Below are 23,606 nucleotides of genomic sequence, written 5' to 3'. Positions count from 1 at the left end.
GTCACAATCACATACTCCGGCCGGTTACAGAATGACCCGACGCTTTTACATCGCAGGCAACCGTTTGCTCACGCACATATTGTTCTGGGCGGGTTACCTGTTCGTATACACGGGCGTACATGCGGAAAGCGAGGATGGGCTTTGGGCCTATTTCCTGATTGAACTACAAGGAATGCCTGCCGCGATGCTCGTTGCCTATGTCAATATTTACGTGCTGTTCCCCCGCTTTTTCCAGCCGAAAAGGTATGTTGCCTATGCCGTCGCAGCCGTGGCATTGTTGTTCGTGGCCGCGCTGCTGAACCGGATCCTGATCGAGCGCTTTATCGAACCCCGATTTTTCCCGGACACCACCTATTATGAGCCCATTTTCGTCTGGTACCTGCTCTTGAAGGTCATGCTATGGTTTCTGGCTCCGGTCCTTTTGTTCACGCTTTTGATCAAAGCCGTCGGGCATTGGATCGACCAGGAACGACTTCATCAGGATACAATGCGTGAAAAACTAGCGGCCGAGCTCAGCCTGTTGAAAGCTCAGGTGCACCCGCATTTTCTTTTCAATACCCTCAACAACCTTTATGCACTCACATTGCAAGCGGCCCCGGCTGCGCCGCAGGTAGTGCTGAAACTCTCCGAACTGATGAGCTACATGCTCTACGAGTCCCAATCGGAGCATATTTTATTGGAACAGGAAATCGGGCACATCCAAAACTACATTGCGCTCGAAACACTCCGGTATGGCAACCGGCTGGACGTTTCGCTAGTCGCTTCCGGAGAAACGGAAGGCAGGACGATCGCACCGCTGCTGTTGATACCCTTCGTGGAGAATGCATTCAAACACGGCGTGAGCGATGAAACGGAAAATGTGTGGGTGACCATCGACTTAAAAGTAAAAGACGGATGGCTCGGCGTAAAAGTGGAAAATAGTTGTACGGCGAGCGAAAAGCGCGGTAACGACAATGGTGTGACGGGCGGGATCGGCTTACAAAATGTAAAACGCCGGCTGGCGTTGCTCTATCCGGAAGCACATCAGCTGACCTTGACAAAGGAAGCGGAATACTATTCGGTTGACCTTAAAATCAGATTGTAAAAATCAATGACCACAAGTAAAATCAGGTGCCTGATCGTGGACGATGAGCCGCTGGCCATATCCGTTTTGCAGGAGTACATCAGCCAGCTGGAAACCTTGACGCTGGTCGGCACATGCTGCAATGCAGTGGAGGCGCTGCTTTTTTTGCAAAAAAATAAAGTGGATTTGCTTTTCCTGGACATTCAAATGCCTAAACTTACCGGCATCGATTTCCTGAAAACGTTGGCCAACCGCCCAAAAGTAATTTTCACCACCGCCTACCGCGAATATGCATTGGAAGGTTTTGAGCTTAACGTGCTGGATTACCTGCTGAAACCCGTCCCGTTCGACCGGTTCCTGCTCGCTATCAATAAATACCATGGCAATGAGCCCGCTAATAAGCTGCCGCAACTGCTGGTGCCAGCCAATGAGAACGGTATCAATGAACAGTTCATTTACCTTAAATCAGACAAGAAGATGATAAAGGTGTTTCTGAACGAAATCCTGTACATCGAAAGCCTTAAAGATTATGTCAAAGTAAAAACCGTGTCCGGCGACGTAGTGAGCTACCAGCGGATCAGCTACCTGGAAGAGAAATTACCCGATCGCCGGTTTCTTCGAATCCACCGTGCTTACATTATCGCTACCGACAAGATCCGATCGTTCAATACTTCGGTCATAGAGGTAGGCGGCCAGGAGCTGCCCATTGGCCGGCAATACAAAGCCGACGTGATGAAAGTGCTGGGAATGCCATAGGGCCTAAATAATTGCCAGCCACAGATCAACTTAGTATTAAGATTTTAAAACAATCCTTTGACAATCTATGCAAGTCCGATTTTGTGCCATTGTTACGTTGCTGATTCTTTGTTCTGACCTCCGCGCCCAATTTGCCGCACCGATCAGAGATTCCGTGCATTCCGCTATCCTCCGCGAACAGCGGGACATTGTGATCACCCTGCCCGCGAGTTATGCGAATGACACCGCGCGGTATGACGTATGGTACGTTCTCGACGGCGAGTGGGATGGCCCGTTGTTCACGCAGATATTCAGCTACATGGTCAATATGAAGTTTGCGCCACCGGCTATCCTGGTGGCGGTGCCAAACCGTTATGTGAACGGCTTTAACCTGCGGGACCGCGACCTGACACCCACGAAGTTTCCCGATGTGGACAGTTCCGGTGGAGCGGCAAATTACCTGGCATTTTTTGAAAAGGAGCTCATTCCGCATATCCACAAAAAATACCGCACAAATGGGGAGAACGGTCTGTTCGGCGGGTCGTTTGGCGGCCTGTTCACGATCTATGCACTGCTCGAAAAACCTTCCCTATTTCACTTTTATGCGACAGCTGATCCTGCGCTGCACAATGACAACCGGCAGATTCCGCAGCTCGCGGCGAAGCGGCTGCCGGCCATGCAATTTTCCAACACTGTGCTAAGTATCGGCGGGCGGAGCGAAAAGGTTTCTTACCATCAAATGGCCCGGGCCATGATGGATAGCGTACTCGCGGTAGCCGCTCCTGCCGGGTTACGCTGGCATTCGGCACTCTATCCCGACGAAGTACATAGCTCTACCCCTTTCAAATCGATCTACGATGGGCTCAAGTTTTCCTACCTTGGCTACTATGTCCGATCTGCCCGCTGTTATCCGAATGGCGGTATTGTGCTGAAAGATAAGCCCGTGAAGCTCTACATACCGACTGATTATTCGGATATCCGCTACACGATAGACGGCGCAACACCTGCCCGGTCAAGCGAGAAACTCGACGATCATCTATTGGTGAGCGAACCGGAGAAGTTAAAACTTTATTCCTTTTCGCCGAGTGGACGCTGGGACCACCCGATCCCTGTCAACCTGCGGCCTGGCGGCTACCTCAGTCCCAAACCGCGAAAGACAAAATTGGATCCGGCCCGAAGGTTGTCGGGTAACTTCAAAGACAATGCGGCAGAAGTCATGGATGGCTGGGTACAGATCGACAAGGATGGCTATTATGTGCTGCAATGCACACCACCGGTAGGCACAAAGCTTTTCCTGAACGACTCGTTGCTATTGCAGGCGGATGCAGAAAACGCTAACCTGCGCCAGGCAATCATCCTGCCGCTTCGCAGTGGAAATTATACGCTGCGAGTCGAACATCCCGATAAGCGTGCGAGGCATACACCACTCCATTTTGGCATGTATTACAGTAAGAACGGCCGGGACGACTGGTGGACGAACCCGGTTGTAACGTGGTAAAATTGACGGGGGCCCGGCCCTACAAAGTATATCGGGGTTTCGAATGGTGCAATCGAATTACTCCATCCGCAAGCTCTTAACCGGGTTCATCAGCGCGGCTTTGATGCTCTGAAAACTGACCGTCAGCAGGGTGACGACCAGTGCCCCAATCCCAGAAAGCGCAAAAATCCACCATGACAGCTCAGTCCTGTAAGTGTATTGATGCAACCAGTTATGGAGGAAATAATGAGCGATTGGTGTAGCAATCACAAAGGCGATCAGCGCCAGAACGATGAAGTCTTTCGAAAGCAAACCCCAAACATTGAGCACCGATGCCCCAAGGACTTTCCTGATACCGATTTCTTTCGTGCGCTGCTCAGCCATAAAAGCAGCTAGCCCAAAAAGGCCAAGGCAGGAAATAAAAATGGCAATCACCGTAAATACAAGGCCGAGATAGCCTATTCTGTCTTCCCGGGCAAATTTCAATGCATATTCCTGATCGGCGAATTTGTAATCGAAAAGTGTAGAAGGGACCAGCTTTTTAAAGACCGCTTCCAATTTCGGCAATGCTTCCGATGCGCTCACGTCCGGATTGAGCCGGATATTGATCCAATCCTGTGTCTTTTCCATGAAAAATACGGTGGGGACCGTTGGCTCAAAGGGCGACATAGCGACCATATCTTTGACTACACCCAGGATCTGATATGACTTTGGCTTACGCCAGCTGGGCCCCCATACCACCGTTTCACCCACCGGATTTTTGAGCCCCATCTGTTTTGCGAAGGATTCGTTGATGATGAAGCCTGAGGAGTCGCTGGCAAATTGCCTGTTAAAGTCCCTGCCGGCAACAAATTGCCAGCCCACCGTTTTCCCGTATTCCGCGCTGACCGGTAGCGTGCCGCATCCTGTGGGGCAAGTAATTTCTTCTCCTTTCCGGGAAAAACCGCCGTTCCACATGGTAATATCCGTCACCGAGCTTCTCGACTCTGCCACCTCTTTCACAACACCTGTATTTTTCAATTCCTGCCGTAGCAAGTCCGACTTTCCTGAGAAATCAGCCGTTTTTTTCCGGATCAGTAATAGTCCGTTCCGGTTATAACCGATCGGCCTGTTCTTGACATGCTGAATTTGCCTGTATATGAGCAACGTACTGATCACCAGCGTAACCGAAACAGTAAATTGAATGACAACCAGCACCTTACGGGGCATAGCAGCCAGACTCCCGATCCCGGATGCCCCCTGGCCTATCATACCTTTCAGGACCTTTACAGGCTGAAAACCAGAAAGGTACAAGGCAGGATAACTACCGGCAGCAAAGCCGGTGAATCCGATAAAAACAAGGCTTGCCAACCAGAAATAGGTGTTTGTCCAGGGGAAGCTTAGTCGTTTCGAGGTTATGTTATTAAACCAGGGTAATGCGCTATTGACCAACAGGATCGTGATGGCAAATGCAAGAAAAACAACCAGAAATGATTCGCTTAAAAACTGCCTGACGAGTTGTCCGCGCAACGAACCGACGGCTTTACGAATGCCAACCTCCTTTGCCCTGTTTACCGACCGGGCCGTTGCCAGGTTCATAAAATTAATGCAGGCCAATAGCAAAACAAATGCGCCGATCAGCCCGATGAGCCATACCATCTGCACCGGCCCGTTATCTTCCACGTCGTAATGGCCGTACAAGTGCCACCGGCTCATCGGCAGCAGACTTATTTGTGGATGCCGGGCCAGCATTTCCGCCGTCCCATCCAGTTTTTTGAGGTTATTGAGCTCGATATCCTTGATCATGCCGGAGACCTGACTTATATCCGCCTCCGGCATGAGTTGTACAATTATGGACAGGAACCAATTATCCCATTGCTGTTGCCTCACCCAGGGATTGATCGATGTCCATAGGTCGAATGGCGCAAAAAAGCGAATATCGTTGAATTCGGTATTGCCGGGTAAATCCTCATACACGCCCGTTACCTTCGCATCCATGCTTGCGTTAATCCTGACAAGCTTGTTCATCGGGTCTTTATCCCCGAACATGGCTCTGGCTGCCGAAGCCGACAACAAAATGGAATGCGGATCGGCTAGCGCGGCCCAACTGCCCCTTAGCATCTTCAATGAGAGCATTTCCGCAATGCCCCCTTCGATGAACTGCCCTCTCTGGCTCAGTTTTATGTCTCCGGAAGACAGAATATAATCTTCCGGCTCCCGGGTAATGAGGATATGCTTAAAGTATCCCGGATAGTTTGACTTCAGTTCGGTTGCCAGCGGATAGGGCAACATCACATTGGAATAGTGCCTTCCGTCATCAGTCCTTGTCCCGAGCTCAGTGACCTTGGCGACCCGGTCGTAGTTTTTATGATAGGTATTGAATGTCAACTCGTCCCATAGCCACAAACCATTGAGCACCACGACAGCCATACCCACGGCCAGCCCGCCAATATTGATAGCAGAATATGCCTTGTTTTTGATCAAATTACGAAAGGCGATTTTGAAATGATTGCGGATCATACCGATGTTGCCGGGATTGGAATACTGACCTGAAATACTTTTTACAAACAATGGTGTAAATCAAATGTAATACCACTGCCCGGAAACGGCTTTTGTAAGGCACAGGTCTGCAAAATGTGTCATCCCACCGTTCAAATTCGGACGGGGCACGTTCGCGATTGGACAGTTAAATAGCGTGGGGGCGTGATTGAAAACATCAAAAACCTGAAACGGGTAGAAACCGGTTGAGTTTGGTCGAAAAGTCAGAACCTGGTCGGGTTGGTTGGAATTGGCTCAGTACAATAGTCCAAACATCCAAAGCGGAATTTTATCGCCGTACCCCACTTCAAGCCCAACAACGTCAAAATTCCCAGCTCTTCCAGATAATGCATATACTCCACGACCAGCCCGACTCGTATTCAGCGTTTCACCAAGCTTGCTGATATTCGGTTTCATAGGCACACTTTCGGCCAGCACCACAAGCAGTTGTTTCAGCTTGTCAACGGAAGCATAGCTTATACCATAAACTGCTGGCAAATTCAACCCCAAACTAAGATGAATTGTTTCGGTCAGCTTTTGCACATAGACGTCTTTGTTCTCCAAAAAATATGGATAGTAGCCGTATTGAAGATAATCGTTCCAGTGCATCAGCGGCTTGATTCCCTGCGTCAGATCCAACGCCAATTCTGTGTGGCCTTTCAGAAGATCTGGCAGAGATACTGCAGGCCAGGACACAATTTGTTGAATCTGAAGAAATTCACGGAACGAGAGCCCATGTAAATGATACATGACTGCCCCGGCGACTTAAATCACCCTTGCTGCGTTCCAGGTGCATAATCGACGAACCGGTGAAGGCGATCCGTAAATCAGGGAAGTCGTCGTAAAGATTTTTGATCTCCTGCGACCAATTGGCATACCGGTCAACCTCGTCCAACACCAGGAGCCGCCCACCAGTCCGAACAAGAGCCTCTCCCAGGTCATATAGACCATGCGCACTGAAATAGAGATCATCCGAACTGACGTATAACGACTGGCCGGTTGGTAACGCCGTCTGCTTTAAATATTGCAGGACGAGCGTTGTCTTCCCGGCACCACGAGCGCCTTTAATGCCGATCAATCGATTACGCTCCCAGTCGATCTGACAAATAAAGTCCCGCACGAACTCGGTCGAAGTGCGTTGCAGTTTCGGTAAGTATTTGGTGAAAAGAGCCTCCAAAGTGTTATTTATAAATTACAGAAATAGTGGAATTCTGTAATTTTCAAATAACACTTTAAGAGGAGGAACAAATCGCAAAAGAGAATCTTGTTCCCAATTTGCTCATTCCTTTCAACTTGCCAATGTCCAGTTACCAATGTCTAGCCCATTACTTGTGCAGAAGTCTTCCAGAAAGTTATACGCTCGTTCATTAAAAAGGACTGCCAACCGACAGTCCTCAATTTCTAAGCGCTCTCAGCCATTCGCTCCAAACCCTCCCACAGAAGTTTCAGATCAAACAGCGCTGATTTCTGAGCCTGATCAAGCGGAATGTCCGAGTGATACAATGCCAGATCGTGAATCATTTTTTAACGAACCCGATAGTTCCTGACAACCTTGACATTCAACCAGGTACAGAAACTCGGCCTGTAAAGTTGTCAGCTGCGAACCAGCTGTTAATGCCTGACGTGCATCATTCGTTGTGTTGGCAGAATGCTCATTCATGACAACACCTTGACCATTTGACGTTTGCAAGTTAAAATGGATTGAGGTGAATGAATAAGGAGAGGTCACTGCAAACGTCACCAAAGCGAGCTTCGGCAGGTCTCGGGACTTTCACCCGTATGCCTCTCCAAGACCAATTTTTTCCTGTGTTTTTGTAGTAAGCTCATAGTAATTTTAGTAACGTTTGCGGAGCAAATATAGGAGATTATACTAAACCACGAGAGTTGGATATTGGGGTCGATAAACCCATAGGCTAATGGGCGGGAGTAGTGGTTAAAAATCAATTACTTATTTCATTAAAACTTAACGCAATGAACCGATAGAAAAAAAGAGGGTCTGCCAGGCAGACCCTCTTTTTCGATTAAGCTATCTCAATCAGCCTTGGGGCTTTTTGCTTCGCCTGTTCCTGTTTGGGGATGGTCAGGTGAAGCAGGCCGTTCTCATATCTGGCTGCGATGTGCTCGACATCGACGACGTCCCTTGGGAGGACAAAGCTCCTCTGGAAGGATTGGTAGCTGAACTCCCTGCGACTGTAACCATCCTGATCAGACTCCTGCTGGTGCTCTCTTTGAGAGCTTATGGTGAGCGTGTTGCCATCCAGCTCGACCTTGAAGTCGCTTTTGTCCATTCCGGGAGCGGCCATTTCAACCTCGAAGTTATCGCCTGTCTCGCGGATGTTTACCGAAGGCACTGTTGTGCTGGTAGCTGAGTAGTTATTGTTGCCCCAGTTAAAAAGTTCGCGGCCAAAGAAATCGTCGAACAGCGCCGGGAATGCTGTGGGCAATAGCCCGTTCCTTTTGATGAGTGACATAATCAACCTCCTTTTTAAAAAGTTAAACAATGAATAATGAACTTTCGGCCGGCCTTGATTGCCTGCCTGGCCCTGCTAATTCAAAGTATGTTCCAAGCCGGATTTGCCGGAAATTTTTTCAGGGTTCTGACATTTTTTCTGACAGTTTTACACTGCAGAAAACTGACAAACCTGGCAGTATCGGAAATTTTTATTGAACAGGTTTTTGAAAAATTCACTCATTTTTTATTTTCGCGGCAAGAAAAGTGCGCAGGCCGAACGAGGCTTCGCAATCATTCTTTAATAAATGAAACTTAGTGATAACTTTTGTTTGTTAGATTATGTCTCTTTTTTGTCCAATTCTCAAAAAGTACAACACTTATTCCATTTGCGGTTTACTTTTCATGGCCGGACTCCCGGCAAATTCACAGGCTCAGCCTTCGGGTAAACCCATCGGAGCTTCTTCTTTTCAAACCAACTTATTTAATCTGGAAGCCAGCGCCAATGAGCCATTCCGGTATTCGGCAACACTGAAAAACGGGGCTGGTCAGCCAAAGATCTATGCTTTGGACGCGAAAGTGCCCTCCGGCTGGCTGGTATCCTTTCGTACCTTGGGCAGCCCGGTCACCTCGGTCCATCTTGACGCGGGCGCCACGCAAGAGGTATCCGTAGAACTGAGCGCAAGCCCTTATTCCAAGCCGGGAAAGTATGCCATTCCTGTAACGGCGGTTTCGCCTGTCGACACGCTCAGGCTCAATCTTGAAGCTGTTCTCAAAGGGGCTTACAAGATTGAACTGACAACCCCGTCCGGGCGACTCAGTGAAAATGTCACGGAAGGCAGCGTGGAGCAGATCGTATGCACGATCAAGAACACGGGCACCCTGCCGCTTACCAACGTGGAACTGTCAGCCCAGACACCCCCGAAATGGCAGGTCACCTTTGAGCCGGCCAAGGTGGAGCGTATAGACCCCTCCGGTTCTATCGATATAACCGCCAAGGTGCATGTTCCCGACAAAACAATAGCCGGAGATTACGTCTCCACGTTTACTGCCAAAACGCAGAACGCAAATGCTGACGCTGCTTTCCGGATCACCGTCAAAACTTCCCTGCTGTCTGGTTGGCTTGGCATTCTCGTCATTTTACTTGCCATCGGCTTGATATTCGGGTTAATCAGAAAATACGGCAGACGATAAACAGTATGGAAAATCCTGTCATTGATTTGAAGGGGTTGACTAAATGTTATGGTTCTCTAAAGGCAGTCGATGAGCTCAACCTGAAAATCGAAAAAGGCGAAATATTCGGTTTGCTAGGCCCGAACGGAGCAGGGAAGACTACGACCATCCTGATGATGCTCGGGCTTACCGAGCCCACTTCGGGCAAAGCGCTGGTCTGCGGGATCGACGCAACGACCAATCCCATCCTGGTAAAGCGCAAAGTAGGCTACATGCCCGACAGCATCGGCTTTTACGAAAGCATGACAGCCCTTGAAAACCTGGTATACACCGGAAAACTGAACGGCCTCCCTGAAAAAGAGGCAAACCGGCGCGCGCTGGATCTGATGGATCTGGTCGGACTGGGCGACTCGGCACGCAAGAGGGCGTCTGTTTTTTCCCGCGGTATGAAACAAAGGCTGGGGCTCGCAGAAGTGTTAATCAAGCGTCCGGAAGTAATTATCCTCGACGAACCCACGCTCGGTATCGACCCTGCGGGCGTTAAAGAATTCCTCAGTCTGATACACCAGTTGAGTAGAGAGCAGGGACTGACAGTCCTATTGTCTTCCCACCATTTGCACCAGGTCCAAATGGTTTGTGACCGTGTAGGTATTTTCGCTGCCGGTAAAATGCAGATGGAGGGAAATATTCACAAGCTTTCGCAAACCCTTTTTGCCGAAGACTCCTACTCGGTCGGCATCACAGTGAGAGAACCTTTACCAGCCTCCTGGGAGCATAGTGATGAACTGCGAAACATCCCGGATGTGCAAGGATTGCGCATTACCGAAAACCTCGTGCAGATCGCGTGCGCCTCGGATGTTACGCCTGACATTGTCCGCTTCTTCGTCGCCAAGGGGCTTGACGTAATGGGTGTCCATAAGCGGGAATTCGGACTTGATGAGATTTATCAAAAATACTTTGACAATAATTTAATTGAAAACAATGCCCATGAAAAGTCTCGCAGCATTTTCAAAAGGTACGTCAATAAAAAGTGAGCCCGCCGCGAACCCGACCACCGCTTTTTGGGTGGTGGTCGATAAAGAAGTGACTGACCATATCCGTAGCTGGCGGCTTATCCTATTGCTGGCCTTGCTGGCGCTCACATTTTTTGGGGCTTTGTATGTTTCACTGAGCAATATCAGAAGCATAGTTTCAAATGCTCAGGACCCGGATAACACGTTTCTTTACCTGAAACTGCTTACCAGTACAGACGGCACAATGCCCCCGTTTCACGTATTTCTGAATTTTCTAGGCCCCCTGCTCGGGATAGCGCTGGGTTTCGATGCGATCAATTCTGAACAGAACAACGGCACCTTGATTCGCCTGATGGCTCAGCCTGTATACCGCGACAACCTGATCCTGGCAAAATTTGTGAGTGCGTTAATCCTTGTAGGTACCCTGTTTTTTACGCTCGTCTTACTGATGATTGGCGCAGGCTTGTGTATCACAGGAGTTTTGATCGAACCGGTCGAGGTACTCCGAATTTTCACCTTCACCGTCCTGGCGGTCGTCTATGTCGGGTTTTGGCTCAGCTTGTCGATATTGTTCTCGATCGCATTCAAACAAACGGCCACGTCCGCGCTCGCAGCGATCGGTGTGTGGTTATTCTTTACAGTATTTTATCAGATAGTCGTCAATTTGGTGATGGCCGCTTTCATTCCCAGACATACCATACATACCGAGGCGGACGTGGTCGGCTACAATGAAATGATGCTGAATGTACTCCGTCTCGCGCCAAGCCAGCTGTTTTCCGATGCGACGACCACTTTGCTGATGCCATCTGTGCGAAGCCTGGGCCCTATGACCATGGAACAAATGGCGGGCGCTATTCCCTCGCCACTTCCGTTTATGGAAAGCCTGATGGTGGTTTGGCCCCAGTTATCGGGGTTATTGGCCGCAACTTTTCTTTGCTTTGCGTATTCTTACTACTTATTCATGCGGAGAGAGATCAGAAGCTAGAATCAGATCGGGCTGGATCAGCATACCATTCAGCGATGAAAGGACCGACGATAATCAAGCGGAGTAGTATTTGTTTTGCTTTTAAAAAGTCTACTGAACGATTGAGGAAATTCAAAACCCAGCTTGAAACCGATCTCGCTTACGGTGAGCAGCGTTTGGGTAAGCAGCGTTTTGGCCCTCTCGATTACAAACCGGTGAATGTGCTGTTGCGTGTTTTGACCGGTGAGGCTTTTGAGCAGATCGCTCAGGTAGTTGTCGGAAAAATTCAGCTGACTGGCCAAATAGGATACCGTCGGCAAACCTTCGGAAATGGGCCGGTCGCTGGCGAAGTAATCAGCCAGGAGCTCTTCCAGTCGCATGAGCACGTCGCTGGTAACGGGTTTTCGGGTCAGGAATTGCCTGCCATAAAAACGTTGCCCGTAACTTAAAAGCAGTTCCAGGTGCGCGATGATCACATTTTCGGAATATGCGTCGATCCGCCCGCTGATTTCCTCTCCGAGCATTTTCATGACCGACAGCACCAGGCCTTCCTCCTGTTCGGAGAGGTGAAGCGCCTCGCTGACGGCATAGTCGAAAAAACTGTATTCTTTCATGCGCTGCCCGAGCGGGTGACGTCTGATAAAATCGGGGTGGAATACCACGCAGCAGCCGCTGGGCCTATGGTCTTCCGAAATATTGCTGACCACCTGGCCGGGCGCCGTGCAAAACATGATTCCTTCATCAAAATCGCAGAAACCCTGCCCGTAACGTACCTTGCCGATCACATTTCTTTTCAATGAAGTACAATACATATCCATGACGAGCATCTCCCTGCCGGTATCGGCATGGGCATGATCCATTTCGTTAAAATCGAAGACGCTCACCAGCGGGTGCACAGGCTTTGGTAAGCCCAGTAGCCGGTGCTGCTCCGAAATAGAATGGATTATATAGGGGGTCTGCCTTTTCATTTGATAAATATAAAACATACGGGCAGGAACGTTACCCTGCCCGCACATGAGTTAGCGGTCAATCGCGTCCATACCAAATTTGTCGTACCGATCGCCCGTTTCAGTCCCCAATGGAATAATGGCTTCCAACCGCGCCAGATCGTCATGGCTGAGCACGATTTCGGTGGCAGCGATATTTTCTACCAGGTACTTTCGGCGCTTCGTTCCCGGAATGGGCACGGCGCCTTTGGCCATCACCCACGCCAGCGCCAGCTGCGAGGACGTTACCTGCTTCTCCTCCGCCATGCGCTGGATTTCCGCAAGCAAATCCAGGTTTTTGTAAAACTGCTCACCCTGAAAGCGTGGGATACTCCGTCTGAAATCGTCTTCGGCAAGATCATCCGGCGTTTTCAGTTCGCCCGAAATAAACCCGCGACCTAGCGGCGAATACGCCACAAAGCCAACGCCAAGTTCTTCCAGCGCTCTCATAATGCCTGCTTCTTCGGGATTGCGTTCAAAGAGTGAATACTCGGTTTGCACCGCAGTGACCGGGTGGATCGCATGGGCTCTGCGGACAGTTTCAGCAGAAACTTCCGACAATCCGATGTAACGCACTTTGCCTTCCTTTACCAGGTCAGACATGGCCTCCACGGTTTCCTCAATGGGTGTATTGGCGTCGAGCCGGTGCAAATAGTACAGATCAATGTAGTCGGTTTTCAGGTTTTCGAGCGAGCGCTCCGCGGCTTTCTTCACATAAGCCTTATCTGCCCTGAACTTCCAGGTAATCTGCGCATTATCGTCGATTTCCCAGCCAAACTTCGTGGCGATCAGGTAATCGCCCCTTCGTCCTTTCGTTGCCCTGGCAATGAGCTGTTCGTTGACGAGCGGGCCGTAAAGATCGGCTGTGTCGAGAAAATTCCCGCCAAGTTCGAGCGAGCGGTGTATGGTGGCAATGGCTTCGGCTTCATCCGCTTTGCCATAAATATCCATATGCGCCATGCCAGTCATTCCCATACAGCCCAGCCCTAGCGACGGCACCACGAGCCCCTGACTTCCTAATTTTACAAGTTTCATACTGTTGGTATTTGTTTGTTTTAACCAATGCAAAACTAGGAAGGTCGCGTGCAGCAGGATTAACCATATCCGGGAGATTTGTATCCGAAATCCGGTGAGCGTATTTGAAGCACGAGGACAACCTGACATGTGCCTTATCAGTCCATTTCAATATTGGGCGGAATCAGCTTGTACATCACCGGCGTAACGATCCGGGAAAGTATTGTGGAGCTAATCAGGCCGCCAATCAGTACAACCGCCAGTGGAGCAATAAGGGGATTAGGGTTAAGCGCGATCGGCAGTAGTCCGCATATCGCCGTGATAGAAGTAAGCACAACGGGAAGAAAGCGCGTTTCACCGGCCATGTTGATGGCTTCCTCTATACTATATCCCTCCGCGCGCAGCTGGTTGGTAAAATCAACGAGTAGCAGTGAGTTTTTGACCTGGATACCCGACAGACCGATAAAACCAATAATAGAGACCAGTGACATAGGGCTGCCTGTCAGCAGCAGAAATACCACCCCGCCAAGTATCCCCAAGGGTATAATCGATAATACGATGATAATACCCTTGAAAGTTTTGAATTGCAGCAATAGCACACCCACAAACAAAAAGCCGCTGAGCAGGATCACCGACAGGAAGTTGCCGCCCAGCGCGTCGCCTTCGGATTCCGCTTCCCCCGACAGCTTGTAATAATAACCCGGCGGCATTTTCAGCTTGTCCAGCTGAGGTACGATTTCTTTCAAAACGTCGTTAGCCAGCACACCTTCTTTGACCAGCGAGGTCACTTTCGCAAAACGTGATTTATTAAAATGGTTAATTGCAGTCGGTGAAGTTTCAAATTCGATCGTTGCGATCTGGTCGACAAGGACTGGTTTGCCTTGAAGGTTATTAACATACAAATTCTTAAATGCATCCAGATTCGTGAACTTATCCCTGGGAAGGGTGATCACAACGCTGCGGGAATCGCCCCGGTCGTCGATATAATCCCCCACGGTGAGTCCCGCCACGGCCATCCGGATCACCCTGTCCACATCACTGGTAAGCACACCCAGGGTCCGGGCCTTTTCCTTGTCGATCCTTATTTTCAGGTCCGACTTGTAGGTATTCAACTCGTTGTTGACATAAAAGGTCCCGGGATGTTTTTTAAGCAGCTCTTCCACCTTGAAAGAGAGCTCCCGGAGCTTTTGCTGATCTTCGCCAAAAAGCCTGACGACGATATTGGCCTCGATAGGCGTTCCCTGCTCGAAATCTTTTACTTCAATTCTTGCAAACGGAAAATCTTTGAACTTCGCTCTAAGCTTTTTGATCAGCGCCGTTTTTTCACCGGGACTGGCCTCGTCATCCAGCTGCACAAATACCTGTCCGAAATCCGGCTTTACATCCTGCTGGTGTACGTTATAATAGACCTGTGGATTGCCTTTGGCCACATTGGCTGTATAATAGACGATCTCTTTGTGTTTTTTCAATTCATGCTCTACAAGCCTGGTTACGCGGTCGCTCTCGGGGATGTCGGCCTGTAAAGGCATTTTGATGTTGATAAGAAACATCGGCTTTTCAGACGTAGGAAAAAGCTTGAACCCGGTTACGGTGAACAGAAAAAAAGCAAGTCCGCTTAAAGCCAGCGATAACGCGACTGTGGTTTTGGGCCACTTTAAAGCCAAAGGCATGACGCGGCTGTAAGCACAGGTCAGGAATTTTTGCAGATACTTCAAAAACACATTGCCCTCTCCGTGCGTGTGCGTTTTCAACATCCGGCTTCCCAGAAATGGTACCAGCGTTAATGCCACGATCATAGAAGCCAGAACGCTGGTCATGATCGCTACCGGCAGGCTGCGGATGAATTCTCCGGCCACGTCAGGCAAAAAAGCCAGCGGTAAAAATGCAATGACCAAAGTGGCCGTACATCCCACCACCGCAACCCCGATCTGCTTCGTCCCTTTTAGAATGGCATCTTTTCGCGAGTGCCCCTCCCTGAGCCACCTTTCTATGTTTTCCACCACCACAATACTGTCATCGACCAACAAGCCCAACGCCACAACCAACCCGACGATACTTAGCTGGTTTAAAGAGTACCCCAGGGCATTTAAGGCGATAAGACCCAACGCCAACGAAAGAGGAATCGAGATCATTACGATCAGCGATGCCCTGAAACCCAGAGGCAAAAGGGTAATGACCACCAGTAAAATGGCCAGCGCGAAATCAAAACCCAGATGCCCCAGGCGCTGCGAGACCATGTTGGCCTGATCGAAGTTCTTGACCAAGCGGATATTACCCGGAAGCTCTTTGGAAAATGCTTCGAGCACCGGAAGGAACTCCTGCTGCACCGCCGCAATATTGACGTTATCTTTCATCGCCGCGGTGACCAGTACGCTGCGGTGCCCGTTCAAACGGGTAATGTGATCGACCGTGCCGTCCTTGTAGCTCACATCGGCCACATCGCTCAGGTATACGATCTTGCCGCCTGCATTATAAATAACGGTATTGGCTACATCGTCGACGGTCTTGAACTTGCCGCTCGTCTTTACGTTGAAGATCTTGCTTTCCAGGTTAATGCTGCCTCCCGGGATATCCGCCGCTTCGCTTTGGAGGCTGCCTATGACGACATTCAGCGGTATTTTTTGCTGAGCCAGCTTATCCAGGTGCATGTCGATGCGGATCTGCTGCTCGGGCATGCCGAAATACCTCACCTCTTTCAGGTTGGTGATTTTCTCCAGACGGGTCTTAAGCATATCGGCTTTGTCCCTCAGCAGTTTCCCCGAGGCATTGTCGGACACCAGGGCGATTTGCAAAATCTTTACATCGGCAGAAGATATCTTTTCCGTTTTGATCAGGTAAATGTCTTTGGGAAGCTCGCTGTTCTTCAAAGCATTGATTTCCGTCGAAATCTCCTGATACTTGTTGTCCACATCCACGCCGTATTTGAACTTAGGCTGGATCACCGCCACCCCGTCCTCTACGGTGGTCAGTATCTTTTCAATATTTTCAAGTCCATAGATTTTGTTTTCAATGGGCTTTACTACCTGCTCTTCCATGTCCTTGGGACTGGTACCGGGATAAATGACCGTGATCAGATATTGCGGCGGATGCGTGGTCGGGTCTTCCGAGCGCGGCATGGTGAATAGCGTAAGCACACCGACTACCGCGACAAGAAGAAATATTATCAACGTGAACTGATAGTTTCTGACAGAAAAATTTGTGATTTTCATAGCTGTGGGTATTACCGGATGATTTTGATAGCGGATTGCTCATTCAGATAGGCGCTGTTGGAAATGACTATTTCGTTTATCCCTTCGAGCTTGTCTTTCAGGTACACCCTTTCGTTGTCGAACCGAAGGATCGTAACCGGTATTTTCTTAACCCGATTGGTCCCGACCGGCGTAAACACGAAACCTTTGTTGCCGTCTGCCTCCACCAATGATCCGTATGGGATAACCATTAGCCTGTCTTGCTGCCGGGTTGCGATTTCCGCTTTCCCAAACATGCCTACCGCAGGCCTTACATTATTTAAAGAAAGTTTCAATTCGATCTGAAAAGAGCCCAGCTGCGTGTCTGCGGATTGCGACTTGCGGAACACCACTGCGTCAAATTTTTGGCTCCCGTAACCGTCCAGGGTTACCGTTGCCGGCTGTCCGGGGTTGATAACAGCCCATTCACGGTCGGTGACGCCCACTTTGAGGACATAACTGTTGTGCTGCCGGGTTGAATTGATCAGCAGCACCGGCATGCCGCCACTAACCACCTCGCCTTCACTGGCGATCTTTTGGGTTACAAAACCGTCGGACGCCGCATATATCTTTGAATACTGCTCATTGAACGCGGTGGCCTCCCGGGCCTTCACAGCAATGTCCAGGGCCGTTTTGGTATTCTGTAATTGTTCCAAAGTATATACGCTGTCGCGGTAAAGGTTAACCGCGCGGCCGTAATCACGCCGGGCCTTTTCCATGCTTAAATCGGTTTGTTCCAGGCCAGCCGATATTTCGGTGGCATTGAGCGTTGCCAGTAGCTGGCCCTTTTTGAAGAACTGCCCTTCATCTACAAAAATGCGGCTGATCACCCCACCTATCTTGAAGGAATACCTGGCTTCATCTTCTGTACTTACAAGGCCGGTGGCATGGATATGGTCGGGTACCGTTAAAACAGATACGGCAGAGGTCTTAACGGCAATGACGTCCGGTTCACCCATTGGATTTTGCTGCTTATGGGTTGGTTTGCAGCTGGTCAGCAGCGATGCAGTCGCGATCACGATGCTGAGTATACGATTTCTTTTCATGATGTTTCTGATTATTGAATGTTGAAGCTGGCATTGGCCCGTTCAATGGCCGCGTTGGCGATCCATGCGTCATAAAGGGCAATATTGGCGTGCAGCTGGGCATCGATCCATTGGTTTTGCGCATCAAGCAGCTCTATGTAGATAGCTGCACCTTCCGTATACAGCCTGACCATGTCCTGGTAGTAGGTCTTGCTGGTGTTCAACTGTGACTCTGCGGCATGGTATTCGGCAATTGTACCTTGCATACCTGCCTGCTTGACCGCGAGCTCCGTCAGCAGCTGCTGGCGCACGTAGTCGGTCTGCGCGGCGATCGCGTCGCGGTCGGATAGCGTCTGTTTGATTCTATAAGTGTTTTTGCCGAAGGAAAAGAGATTCCATTCCAAAGAGACACCCAGGAAATAGTACCGGCTGTGCCTGTTGAACTTCCAGTCAAAAGCCTGCGAGCCCAGATCCAGGTAAGTGCCTACCTTCGGGATGATGTAAGCTTTGGCAAGCCCGTTGAGATTGCTGTTGATATCTTTTGCAATACCGAGCTTGGATAATTCTTCACGGCCGCTGACATCATCGCCGGGAAGCCCGTCCTGCCCGGGCAATGCGGTAACCTGATCTACCATTATGCTGTCAGTCAGCGGACGGTTAAGCAGGAAGTTGAAGTAGTAACGTGCCGATGCTGCGGTTTGCCTTGCCGAGACAAGTGAAGCATTGATTTTAGACACCTCGTTCCGGCTCCGGATCACTGCCGTACGGTTTACCTTGTCGTTGTCGTGTAGTTTGGTATTGATCCTTTCGCCCTCCCGAACAAGCCTCAGAGAGGACTCATAGATACCAATGGCCGTGTTTGCTTTCAGATAATTGTAATAAGCCGTCTTGATTTCCTTTACCAGCTCGCGCTTATAGAGCATCACCTCTGCTTTTTGAAGATCCACCTGTTGGGTTTTGATCCGTTTGTTGTAGATCAGCTCTGCATTGAGAATGGGAAGACTCGTGCGGAATTTGGCGTCGTAGAAATTATCGGGATTCAGCAGTATCCGTTGGTTCTGCAATTGCGGGAATGCGTTACTCCCCGTCAGCTGATTAAGCGTCGCATAAGCCCCGTTCAGCAGGTCGCCGGTCGGAAAATCGATCGTACGTCCGCCGTCCGCCTTGGTATAGGTTGTTAAAAGCGATACCTGCGGGAGAAACATGCTTTTTGCTTCCATTAAAGCATCGACATTTTTTTGAAGCACAAAATTTTGCTGCCGGATGCTTTGGTTCGATAAGAGCCCTTCCCGAATGTATTCATCGAGCTTGCTTTGCGCCCTGGCGTTATCAACACCTGCCATCGACAATACCATCAGCAAGTGCCAGGCCGGTTTCGATAATCTTGAAATTGATTTGATCATTGTTTTAATTTTAAACATTGTTCAATAATAGGACAAAAAAAGGACTAGCCTTTTTCGAGCAGCGCTACAAAACATTCGTAGCCATGTTCCATGAGCTCTTCGTTGGTTTTGGTTACAAAGTTCGTGGCGCGGTCCTTGCAGAAAAGCGCGCAGATACCATGCATCGCAGAGAGGACCATGAACGTAAAATACTCCGTGTCCATGTCTTTGAACCTGCCTTTCTGCTGGCATTCCTTGACGATGCCCAGCAAGTGGTTGATTGCCTCCTGAGCGATCTGGAATCCGCCCGCCCCAGGTGACTTCGCCGGCTCTTCGACAATAAACATCAGGTTGTAGTAATCCTTATTTTCCTGCGCGAACTGAATAAAAATGCGCCCAACCGCCTTCAAACGTTCGAAAGGGTCGGCCACCTTATTCAATATTTTCAGCTGAGTGAGCAGCAGCCTGAATCCTTCTTTATGAAGCTCATGAAAAATCTCGCCTTTGTCCTTAAAGTGAAAATATATCGAGCCGGGGCTGTAATTGATCTCATTGGCGATATTGCGCATACTGGTCTGCTCATAACCTTTTTCCAGAAATATCTTTCGCGCTCCGTTTAAGATACGGTCACGCATTTCTTGCTTTTCTTCCAGTTTACGTTCTGCAATCCCCATATTCAATAATGTATATGATCAATAATGTTAACTACGCATTCCCGGGCTTATTTGCCCCATGATATTAACTGCCGACTTCCTGCTCAGGAAGCGAAAACCAAACATCATCAGACGGTTTTTCCACCCTTGCATCACACGCGGTTTTTGCCTGTTTTCCAGCGCCTGGACCAGTTCCCGCGCCACATCGGCGACCTTGGAAACCACAAATTCGGGAAAATCACCGGCTGTCCGGCCGGCATGAGCATGAAATTCCGAGTCGGCGGCGCCCGGGTTAAAACCCATCACAAAAATGCCATTTCGTTTATATTCATACCACAATGATTCGGAAAAGTTAGCAACAAAACTCTTAGTAGCCGCATAAACCGACCCGCCGGGCAGCGAAGAATGGGCCAGCAAAGAACCCACATTGACCAGCGCATCCCCGGAGGTAGCATGCTGTAAAAAGCTGTATGACAGCCTTACCAGCGCATCCATATTCAAATGCATATTCGCCAGGTGGTCATCGAGTTTGATATCGGTAAATCTACCGTAAATCCCTGCACCTGCATTGTTTACCAGCAGATCGTACTTGTAGGTGGCCAAATGATCAGCGACCATCTGTAAATCCCGTTCGTCGGTCAAATCGGCGGCCAAAAATAAATGGCCGCTCCCTGGCAGGGACTTCACAGCTTCCCTGAGCTTATTTTCGTTGCGGGCTACCATGGTTATCTGGTATTGTCGGGCAGCAAGCTGCCGGGCTACTTCGAGCCCGATCCCGCCACTTGCACCTGTGATGAATGCCTTCTTCATGAACACTGTTTTTAAAGTTCATTGCAAAATTATTGAACACTGTTCAATAAAACAAATTACAAAATGAAATTACTTGCAAACAGAGTTTAATATGCTAATAATATAACCCTAAACAATGTTCGAAACACTTCAAATACTGCTTTCCCGCACATAAATCGAACCATTCGTTGGATCATAATTTTTTCAGGATGGTTTACACCCCGGCCCGAAGAATACGGAGTTAACGATCCACCCGGTTATGGCTCAAACACCAGCCGCGCCATGAAGCTCAGGCCGCCCTCACGCGCGCGGGCAGGGATGCCTGCGAGCAGTCCCAGAGCAAGGCGCTGGTTCAGCACCAGCTTCATTTGCGGTCGGAAAACAGGGCTATGGCCTTCGGAAGAGAACTCATCGTTCACTTCCAGCCCTACGAAATTGCCCGATGGAAGCACGTAATGCATGCTCGCATTGACCTGGCAGAATGTCTGCCGGCGGGATTCGGCGGGGGTGAATTCCCATTCCGGGCCGGTATAGAGCAGACTGTGGATACGCTGTCCCCATTTCTTGGCGATAATGAAGAACGGGCTCACCGTGCTGCCTTTCAGCATTCCGCGGCCGTGATCGATCGAGTAGAATGAATGCGTGCGGAATTCATGCATATAACCCGCCGCCATCGACATCTGATGCCTTTGAGAAACCAGGAAAGTATATTGCGAGGCGAGTTTCAATCCTTCCAGCCTGTTGCGCGGGACATCGCCCGCCTGTTCTCCAATCCTGCCGGTATAAAACTCAAACGGCACTTCCGCTTCCAGCCCCAGGCGGTTGACGGGCGAAAATTCGTATTCCACAAATGCGTGGCTGGCGGTATACTTTTTGTGTCCTTCGAGGCCATAACCCACATTCCATTCCTTTTCACCTTTCCGCGCACCCAGGTCGCGGATCAGATCCATGTACAGCGGTTCGGCATGGCGAATTTTGAGCGGTTTCCGGTTTTGAATCGAATCGGTTTGTGCAAAAGCCGTGATTCCGGCCAGCAGTACCAGCAGTGTGTTGATGATCTTTTTCATGCCTTTAACTTTTTTATTACAATGTTAAAGGTCAAAACCGGAAGGAATTGGGAAGCAGCAGGCCCCTAGTTATCTTGCTGCATCCGAAAATCGATGTGCATGATGTGCCGGCCGTCAAACGCATAAGTGACCTTAAATCCGTACAGGTCTGCGATCGCCTTCACAATCGCCAGGCCGAGCCCGGTATGGCTGTTACCGGCTGCGGATTTATGAAACCGCTGAAATATCCGCTGCCCGTCGAGCGGCGCATTGGCACCCGAATTGGCAATGCTGAGGCTGTTTTCACTTAGCAGGAGTTGCACAAACCCGTTCGTATGGTTATGCACGATCGCGTTTTTAAGCAGGTTGGAAATCATGATCACCGTCAGGTCTTTCTGCATAATCACATCCACGCTGGCATCCCCGGCAACGTTGACCGCTACCAATTTGTAGGCCGCGAAATCCGCGAATTCCTCTTTCAAATCTGCCACCACGCTGTTGATTGAGACCGGTTCGGCCTTTTCGAACTGCCTGTTTTCAATTTTGGAAAGCAGCAAAAGCGACTTATTCAAGCGAGATAGTCTTTCCAACGTCTGGATCACATTTCCTACCGTTTCCAGATCCGCTTCCGTCATTCCGCTCTTCTCGACCAACAGCTCCAACCGGTTGATACTGATCGCAACAGGCGTTTGCAGCTCGTGGGATGCATTTTCGATAAACTGTTTCTGACTGTTGTAGGTATCCAGCGCATGCTGTACGAGCGCTGCTACGGATTCGTTCAGGACTTTGAACTCTTTCACATTCGTAGCCGCCGGGTTCAACTGCTGGTTCCTGCCCAGCCTGAAACTTTTGAGCTGGCCTACCAGATGGTAAAACGGCTTCCAGATCTTTCGCAGCAACAGATTGTTCACCACCAGAATGCTCACGACCAGCGCCACATAGAGCCATATCAGCGCATACAAAAGGTCTTCGATAAGATCGTCCTCCTCCACCATCGATGAAATGATTTTCAGCTCGTAGTATTTGTCGTCGATATGAAAGGACGTCGTCAGGATACGCACCGGCTCCATATCCTGCTCGTAGGGCATGTACATGAGCGTATCCTTGTGCACGTCCTTCATGTGCTTGGCGCGGCCCGGGTCGATCTCCCTGATTTCGTAGTTCCCTTCTGCAAATTCGGTTTTTCGCAGGGTCGCAGGGTCGGCGTGTGCCTTTTCGATAATCAGCATTTTATAGTTGTCCAGCCCATCGTCCAGGCTGTCGTACACCTCATCGAGCATATTGACATAGAAAATGACGGCCCACACACTGATAATGCCCAGCAATGCGAAAGCGAGGTATTTAAGGGTATGGTTGAGCAGATTCATGCCTGAACGAGTTTATATCCGATCCCGTAAACCGCTTGAATTTCCAGGTCTGCACCGTTGTCTTTCAGCTTTTTACGAAGGTTTTTCATTTGGGAATAAATGAATTCAAAATCGTCCGATTGATCGATGCGGTCGCCCCACACATGTTCTGCCAGCGACGCCTTGTTAACGAGCCGGTTACGGTTGGCGATCAGATAGGCGAGAATATCGAACTCTTTCCGGTTTACGGCCAGCGACTGCCCGTTGACAGATAACGTCCGGCCTTCAGGGGCGAGACTCACATTCCCGACGACGATCAAATGACTGTCCGGCATCGCTGTTCTGCGGATCACCGACTTCACGCGGGCCGTCAGTTCGGCCATGTGAAAAGGTTTGGGTAGATAATCATCCGCGCCGAGATCAAGACCGGTCACGCGGTCGTCGACCGAATCCTTGGCCGAAATAATAATCACATTATCCGATTTGCCGAGTGATTTCAGCTCACGCAGCAAATCCAGTCCGCTACCGCCCGGGAGCATGATATCCAGCAGGATACAGTCGTAATCGTTGGCCAGCAGCTTTTGCATTGCGCTGACGAAGGTGTCCGCAGCCTCCACCGAATACCCTTCTATCACAAGCGATTCCGATATGACCTGGGCGAGTGATTCTTCGTCTTCTACCACCAGTATTTTCATAGTGGCAAAATACTGCTAAAAACTGGAAACAATTGGGCGGCCGGCTCCTACA

The 23,606-nt window shown here is 49.7% G+C and carries 20 protein-coding genes; 6 read left to right on the top strand and 14 right to left on the bottom strand.

Annotated elements, in window-relative coordinates; all coding sequences use genetic code 11:
* Positions 1-31 precede the first annotated feature (31 nt).
* The 3 genes from J7619_RS27840 to J7619_RS27830 all read left to right on the top strand — a co-directional run bounded on the left by J7619_RS27840 (position 32) and on the right by J7619_RS27830 (position 3,296).
* Positions 32-1,084, top strand: coding sequence for a sensor histidine kinase (locus J7619_RS27840; RefSeq protein ID WP_291206959.1), 1,053 nt, complete (start codon positions 32-34; stop codon positions 1,082-1,084).
* Between the two features lie 6 nt (positions 1,085-1,090).
* Positions 1,091-1,819 carry a LytTR family DNA-binding domain-containing protein gene (locus tag J7619_RS27835; RefSeq protein WP_291206956.1) on the top strand — a complete coding sequence of 243 codons (729 nt, stop codon included), beginning with the start codon at positions 1,091-1,093 and terminating at the stop codon, positions 1,817-1,819.
* Positions 1,820-1,886: 67 nt separating this feature from the next.
* Entirely contained in the window at positions 1,887-3,296 is a 1,410-nt protein-coding gene (locus tag J7619_RS27830; protein WP_291206953.1) for an alpha/beta hydrolase-fold protein, read from the top strand.
* A gap of 57 nt (positions 3,297-3,353) precedes the next feature.
* Here J7619_RS27830 and J7619_RS27825 read toward each other — a convergent pair whose 3' ends face one another.
* From J7619_RS27825 to J7619_RS27810, 4 genes are all read right to left on the bottom strand, one after another.
* The gene (locus tag J7619_RS27825; protein WP_291206950.1) at positions 3,354-5,774 is read right to left on the bottom strand and encodes an ABC transporter permease; all 2,421 of its coding nucleotides are present in this window, start codon (positions 5,772-5,774) and stop codon (positions 3,354-3,356) included.
* 273 nt (positions 5,775-6,047) lie between these two features.
* On the bottom strand, positions 6,048-6,542 hold the full coding sequence (locus tag J7619_RS27820; protein WP_291206948.1) for a hypothetical protein: 495 nt from the start codon (positions 6,540-6,542) through the stop codon (positions 6,048-6,050).
* Positions 6,511-6,969: an AAA family ATPase gene (locus J7619_RS27815; protein ID WP_291206945.1), complete on the bottom strand. Its 459-nt coding sequence runs from the start codon at positions 6,967-6,969 to the stop codon at positions 6,511-6,513. Before J7619_RS27815 ends, J7619_RS27820 begins: the two co-directional genes overlap by 32 nt.
* 844 nt (positions 6,970-7,813) lie before the next feature.
* Complete coding sequence (locus J7619_RS27810) at positions 7,814-8,263, bottom strand: Hsp20/alpha crystallin family protein (protein ID WP_291206942.1); 450 nt, start codon at positions 8,261-8,263, stop codon at positions 7,814-7,816.
* Between the two features lie 383 nt (positions 8,264-8,646).
* On the opposite strand from J7619_RS27810, the gene J7619_RS27805 reads away from it, so the two are divergent.
* The 3 genes from J7619_RS27805 to J7619_RS27795 are packed head-to-tail and all read left to right on the top strand — an operon-like array spanning position 8,647 to position 11,412.
* The gene (locus tag J7619_RS27805; protein WP_291206939.1) at positions 8,647-9,435 is read left to right on the top strand and encodes an NEW3 domain-containing protein; all 789 of its coding nucleotides are present in this window, start codon (positions 8,647-8,649) and stop codon (positions 9,433-9,435) included.
* A gap of 5 nt (positions 9,436-9,440) precedes the next feature.
* Positions 9,441-10,448 (top strand): ABC transporter ATP-binding protein, encoded by a 1,008-nt coding sequence (locus J7619_RS27800; RefSeq protein ID WP_291206936.1) that lies wholly within the window; start codon positions 9,441-9,443, stop codon positions 10,446-10,448.
* Positions 10,402-11,412, top strand: a complete 1,011-nt coding sequence (locus J7619_RS27795; protein ID WP_291206933.1) for an ABC transporter permease — start codon at positions 10,402-10,404, stop codon at positions 11,410-11,412. Before J7619_RS27800 ends, J7619_RS27795 begins: the two co-directional genes overlap by 47 nt.
* 29 nt (positions 11,413-11,441) lie before the next feature.
* Here the strand turns inward: J7619_RS27795 and J7619_RS27790 are convergent, their stop codons facing one another.
* From J7619_RS27790 to J7619_RS27745, 10 genes are all read right to left on the bottom strand, one after another.
* Complete coding sequence (locus J7619_RS27790; protein ID WP_291206930.1) at positions 11,442-12,359, bottom strand: AraC family transcriptional regulator; 918 nt, start codon at positions 12,357-12,359, stop codon at positions 11,442-11,444.
* A gap of 51 nt (positions 12,360-12,410) precedes the next feature.
* A complete protein-coding gene (locus J7619_RS27785) occupies positions 12,411-13,412 on the bottom strand; it encodes an aldo/keto reductase (RefSeq protein ID WP_291206927.1) in 1,002 nt (333 codons plus the stop codon).
* A 137-nt stretch (positions 13,413-13,549) separates the two neighbouring features.
* A complete protein-coding gene (locus J7619_RS27780) occupies positions 13,550-16,600 on the bottom strand; it encodes an efflux RND transporter permease subunit (protein WP_291206924.1) in 3,051 nt (1,016 codons plus the stop codon).
* Between the two features lie 11 nt (positions 16,601-16,611).
* Complete coding sequence (locus tag J7619_RS27775; protein ID WP_291206921.1) at positions 16,612-17,664, bottom strand: efflux RND transporter periplasmic adaptor subunit; 1,053 nt, start codon at positions 17,662-17,664, stop codon at positions 16,612-16,614.
* A gap of 11 nt (positions 17,665-17,675) precedes the next feature.
* On the bottom strand, positions 17,676-19,046 hold the full coding sequence (locus J7619_RS27770; protein ID WP_291206918.1) for a TolC family protein: 1,371 nt from the start codon (positions 19,044-19,046) through the stop codon (positions 17,676-17,678).
* Positions 19,047-19,090: 44 nt separating this feature from the next.
* A complete protein-coding gene (locus J7619_RS27765; protein WP_291206915.1) occupies positions 19,091-19,699 on the bottom strand; it encodes a TetR/AcrR family transcriptional regulator in 609 nt (202 codons plus the stop codon).
* A gap of 27 nt (positions 19,700-19,726) precedes the next feature.
* Positions 19,727-20,488, bottom strand: coding sequence for an SDR family oxidoreductase (locus J7619_RS27760; protein ID WP_291206912.1), 762 nt, complete (start codon positions 20,486-20,488; stop codon positions 19,727-19,729).
* Between the two features lie 236 nt (positions 20,489-20,724).
* On the bottom strand, positions 20,725-21,534 hold the full coding sequence (locus J7619_RS27755; RefSeq protein WP_291206910.1) for an HAEPLYID family protein: 810 nt from the start codon (positions 21,532-21,534) through the stop codon (positions 20,725-20,727).
* A 65-nt stretch (positions 21,535-21,599) separates the two neighbouring features.
* Entirely contained in the window at positions 21,600-22,880 is a 1,281-nt protein-coding gene (locus J7619_RS27750; protein ID WP_291206907.1) for a HAMP domain-containing sensor histidine kinase, read from the bottom strand.
* Positions 22,877-23,554, bottom strand: a complete 678-nt coding sequence (locus J7619_RS27745) for a response regulator transcription factor (RefSeq protein ID WP_291206904.1) — start codon at positions 23,552-23,554, stop codon at positions 22,877-22,879. Before J7619_RS27745 ends, J7619_RS27750 begins: the two co-directional genes overlap by 4 nt.
* Positions 23,555-23,606 lie beyond the last annotated feature (52 nt).

Origin of the sequence: Dyadobacter sp., assembly GCF_017744695.1 — a bacterium.
Classification (GTDB): domain Bacteria; phylum Bacteroidota; class Bacteroidia; order Cytophagales; family Spirosomataceae; genus Dyadobacter.
The sequence above is the reverse complement of the archived record's forward strand: the minus strand, read 5'-3'. Positions and strand labels throughout refer to the sequence as shown.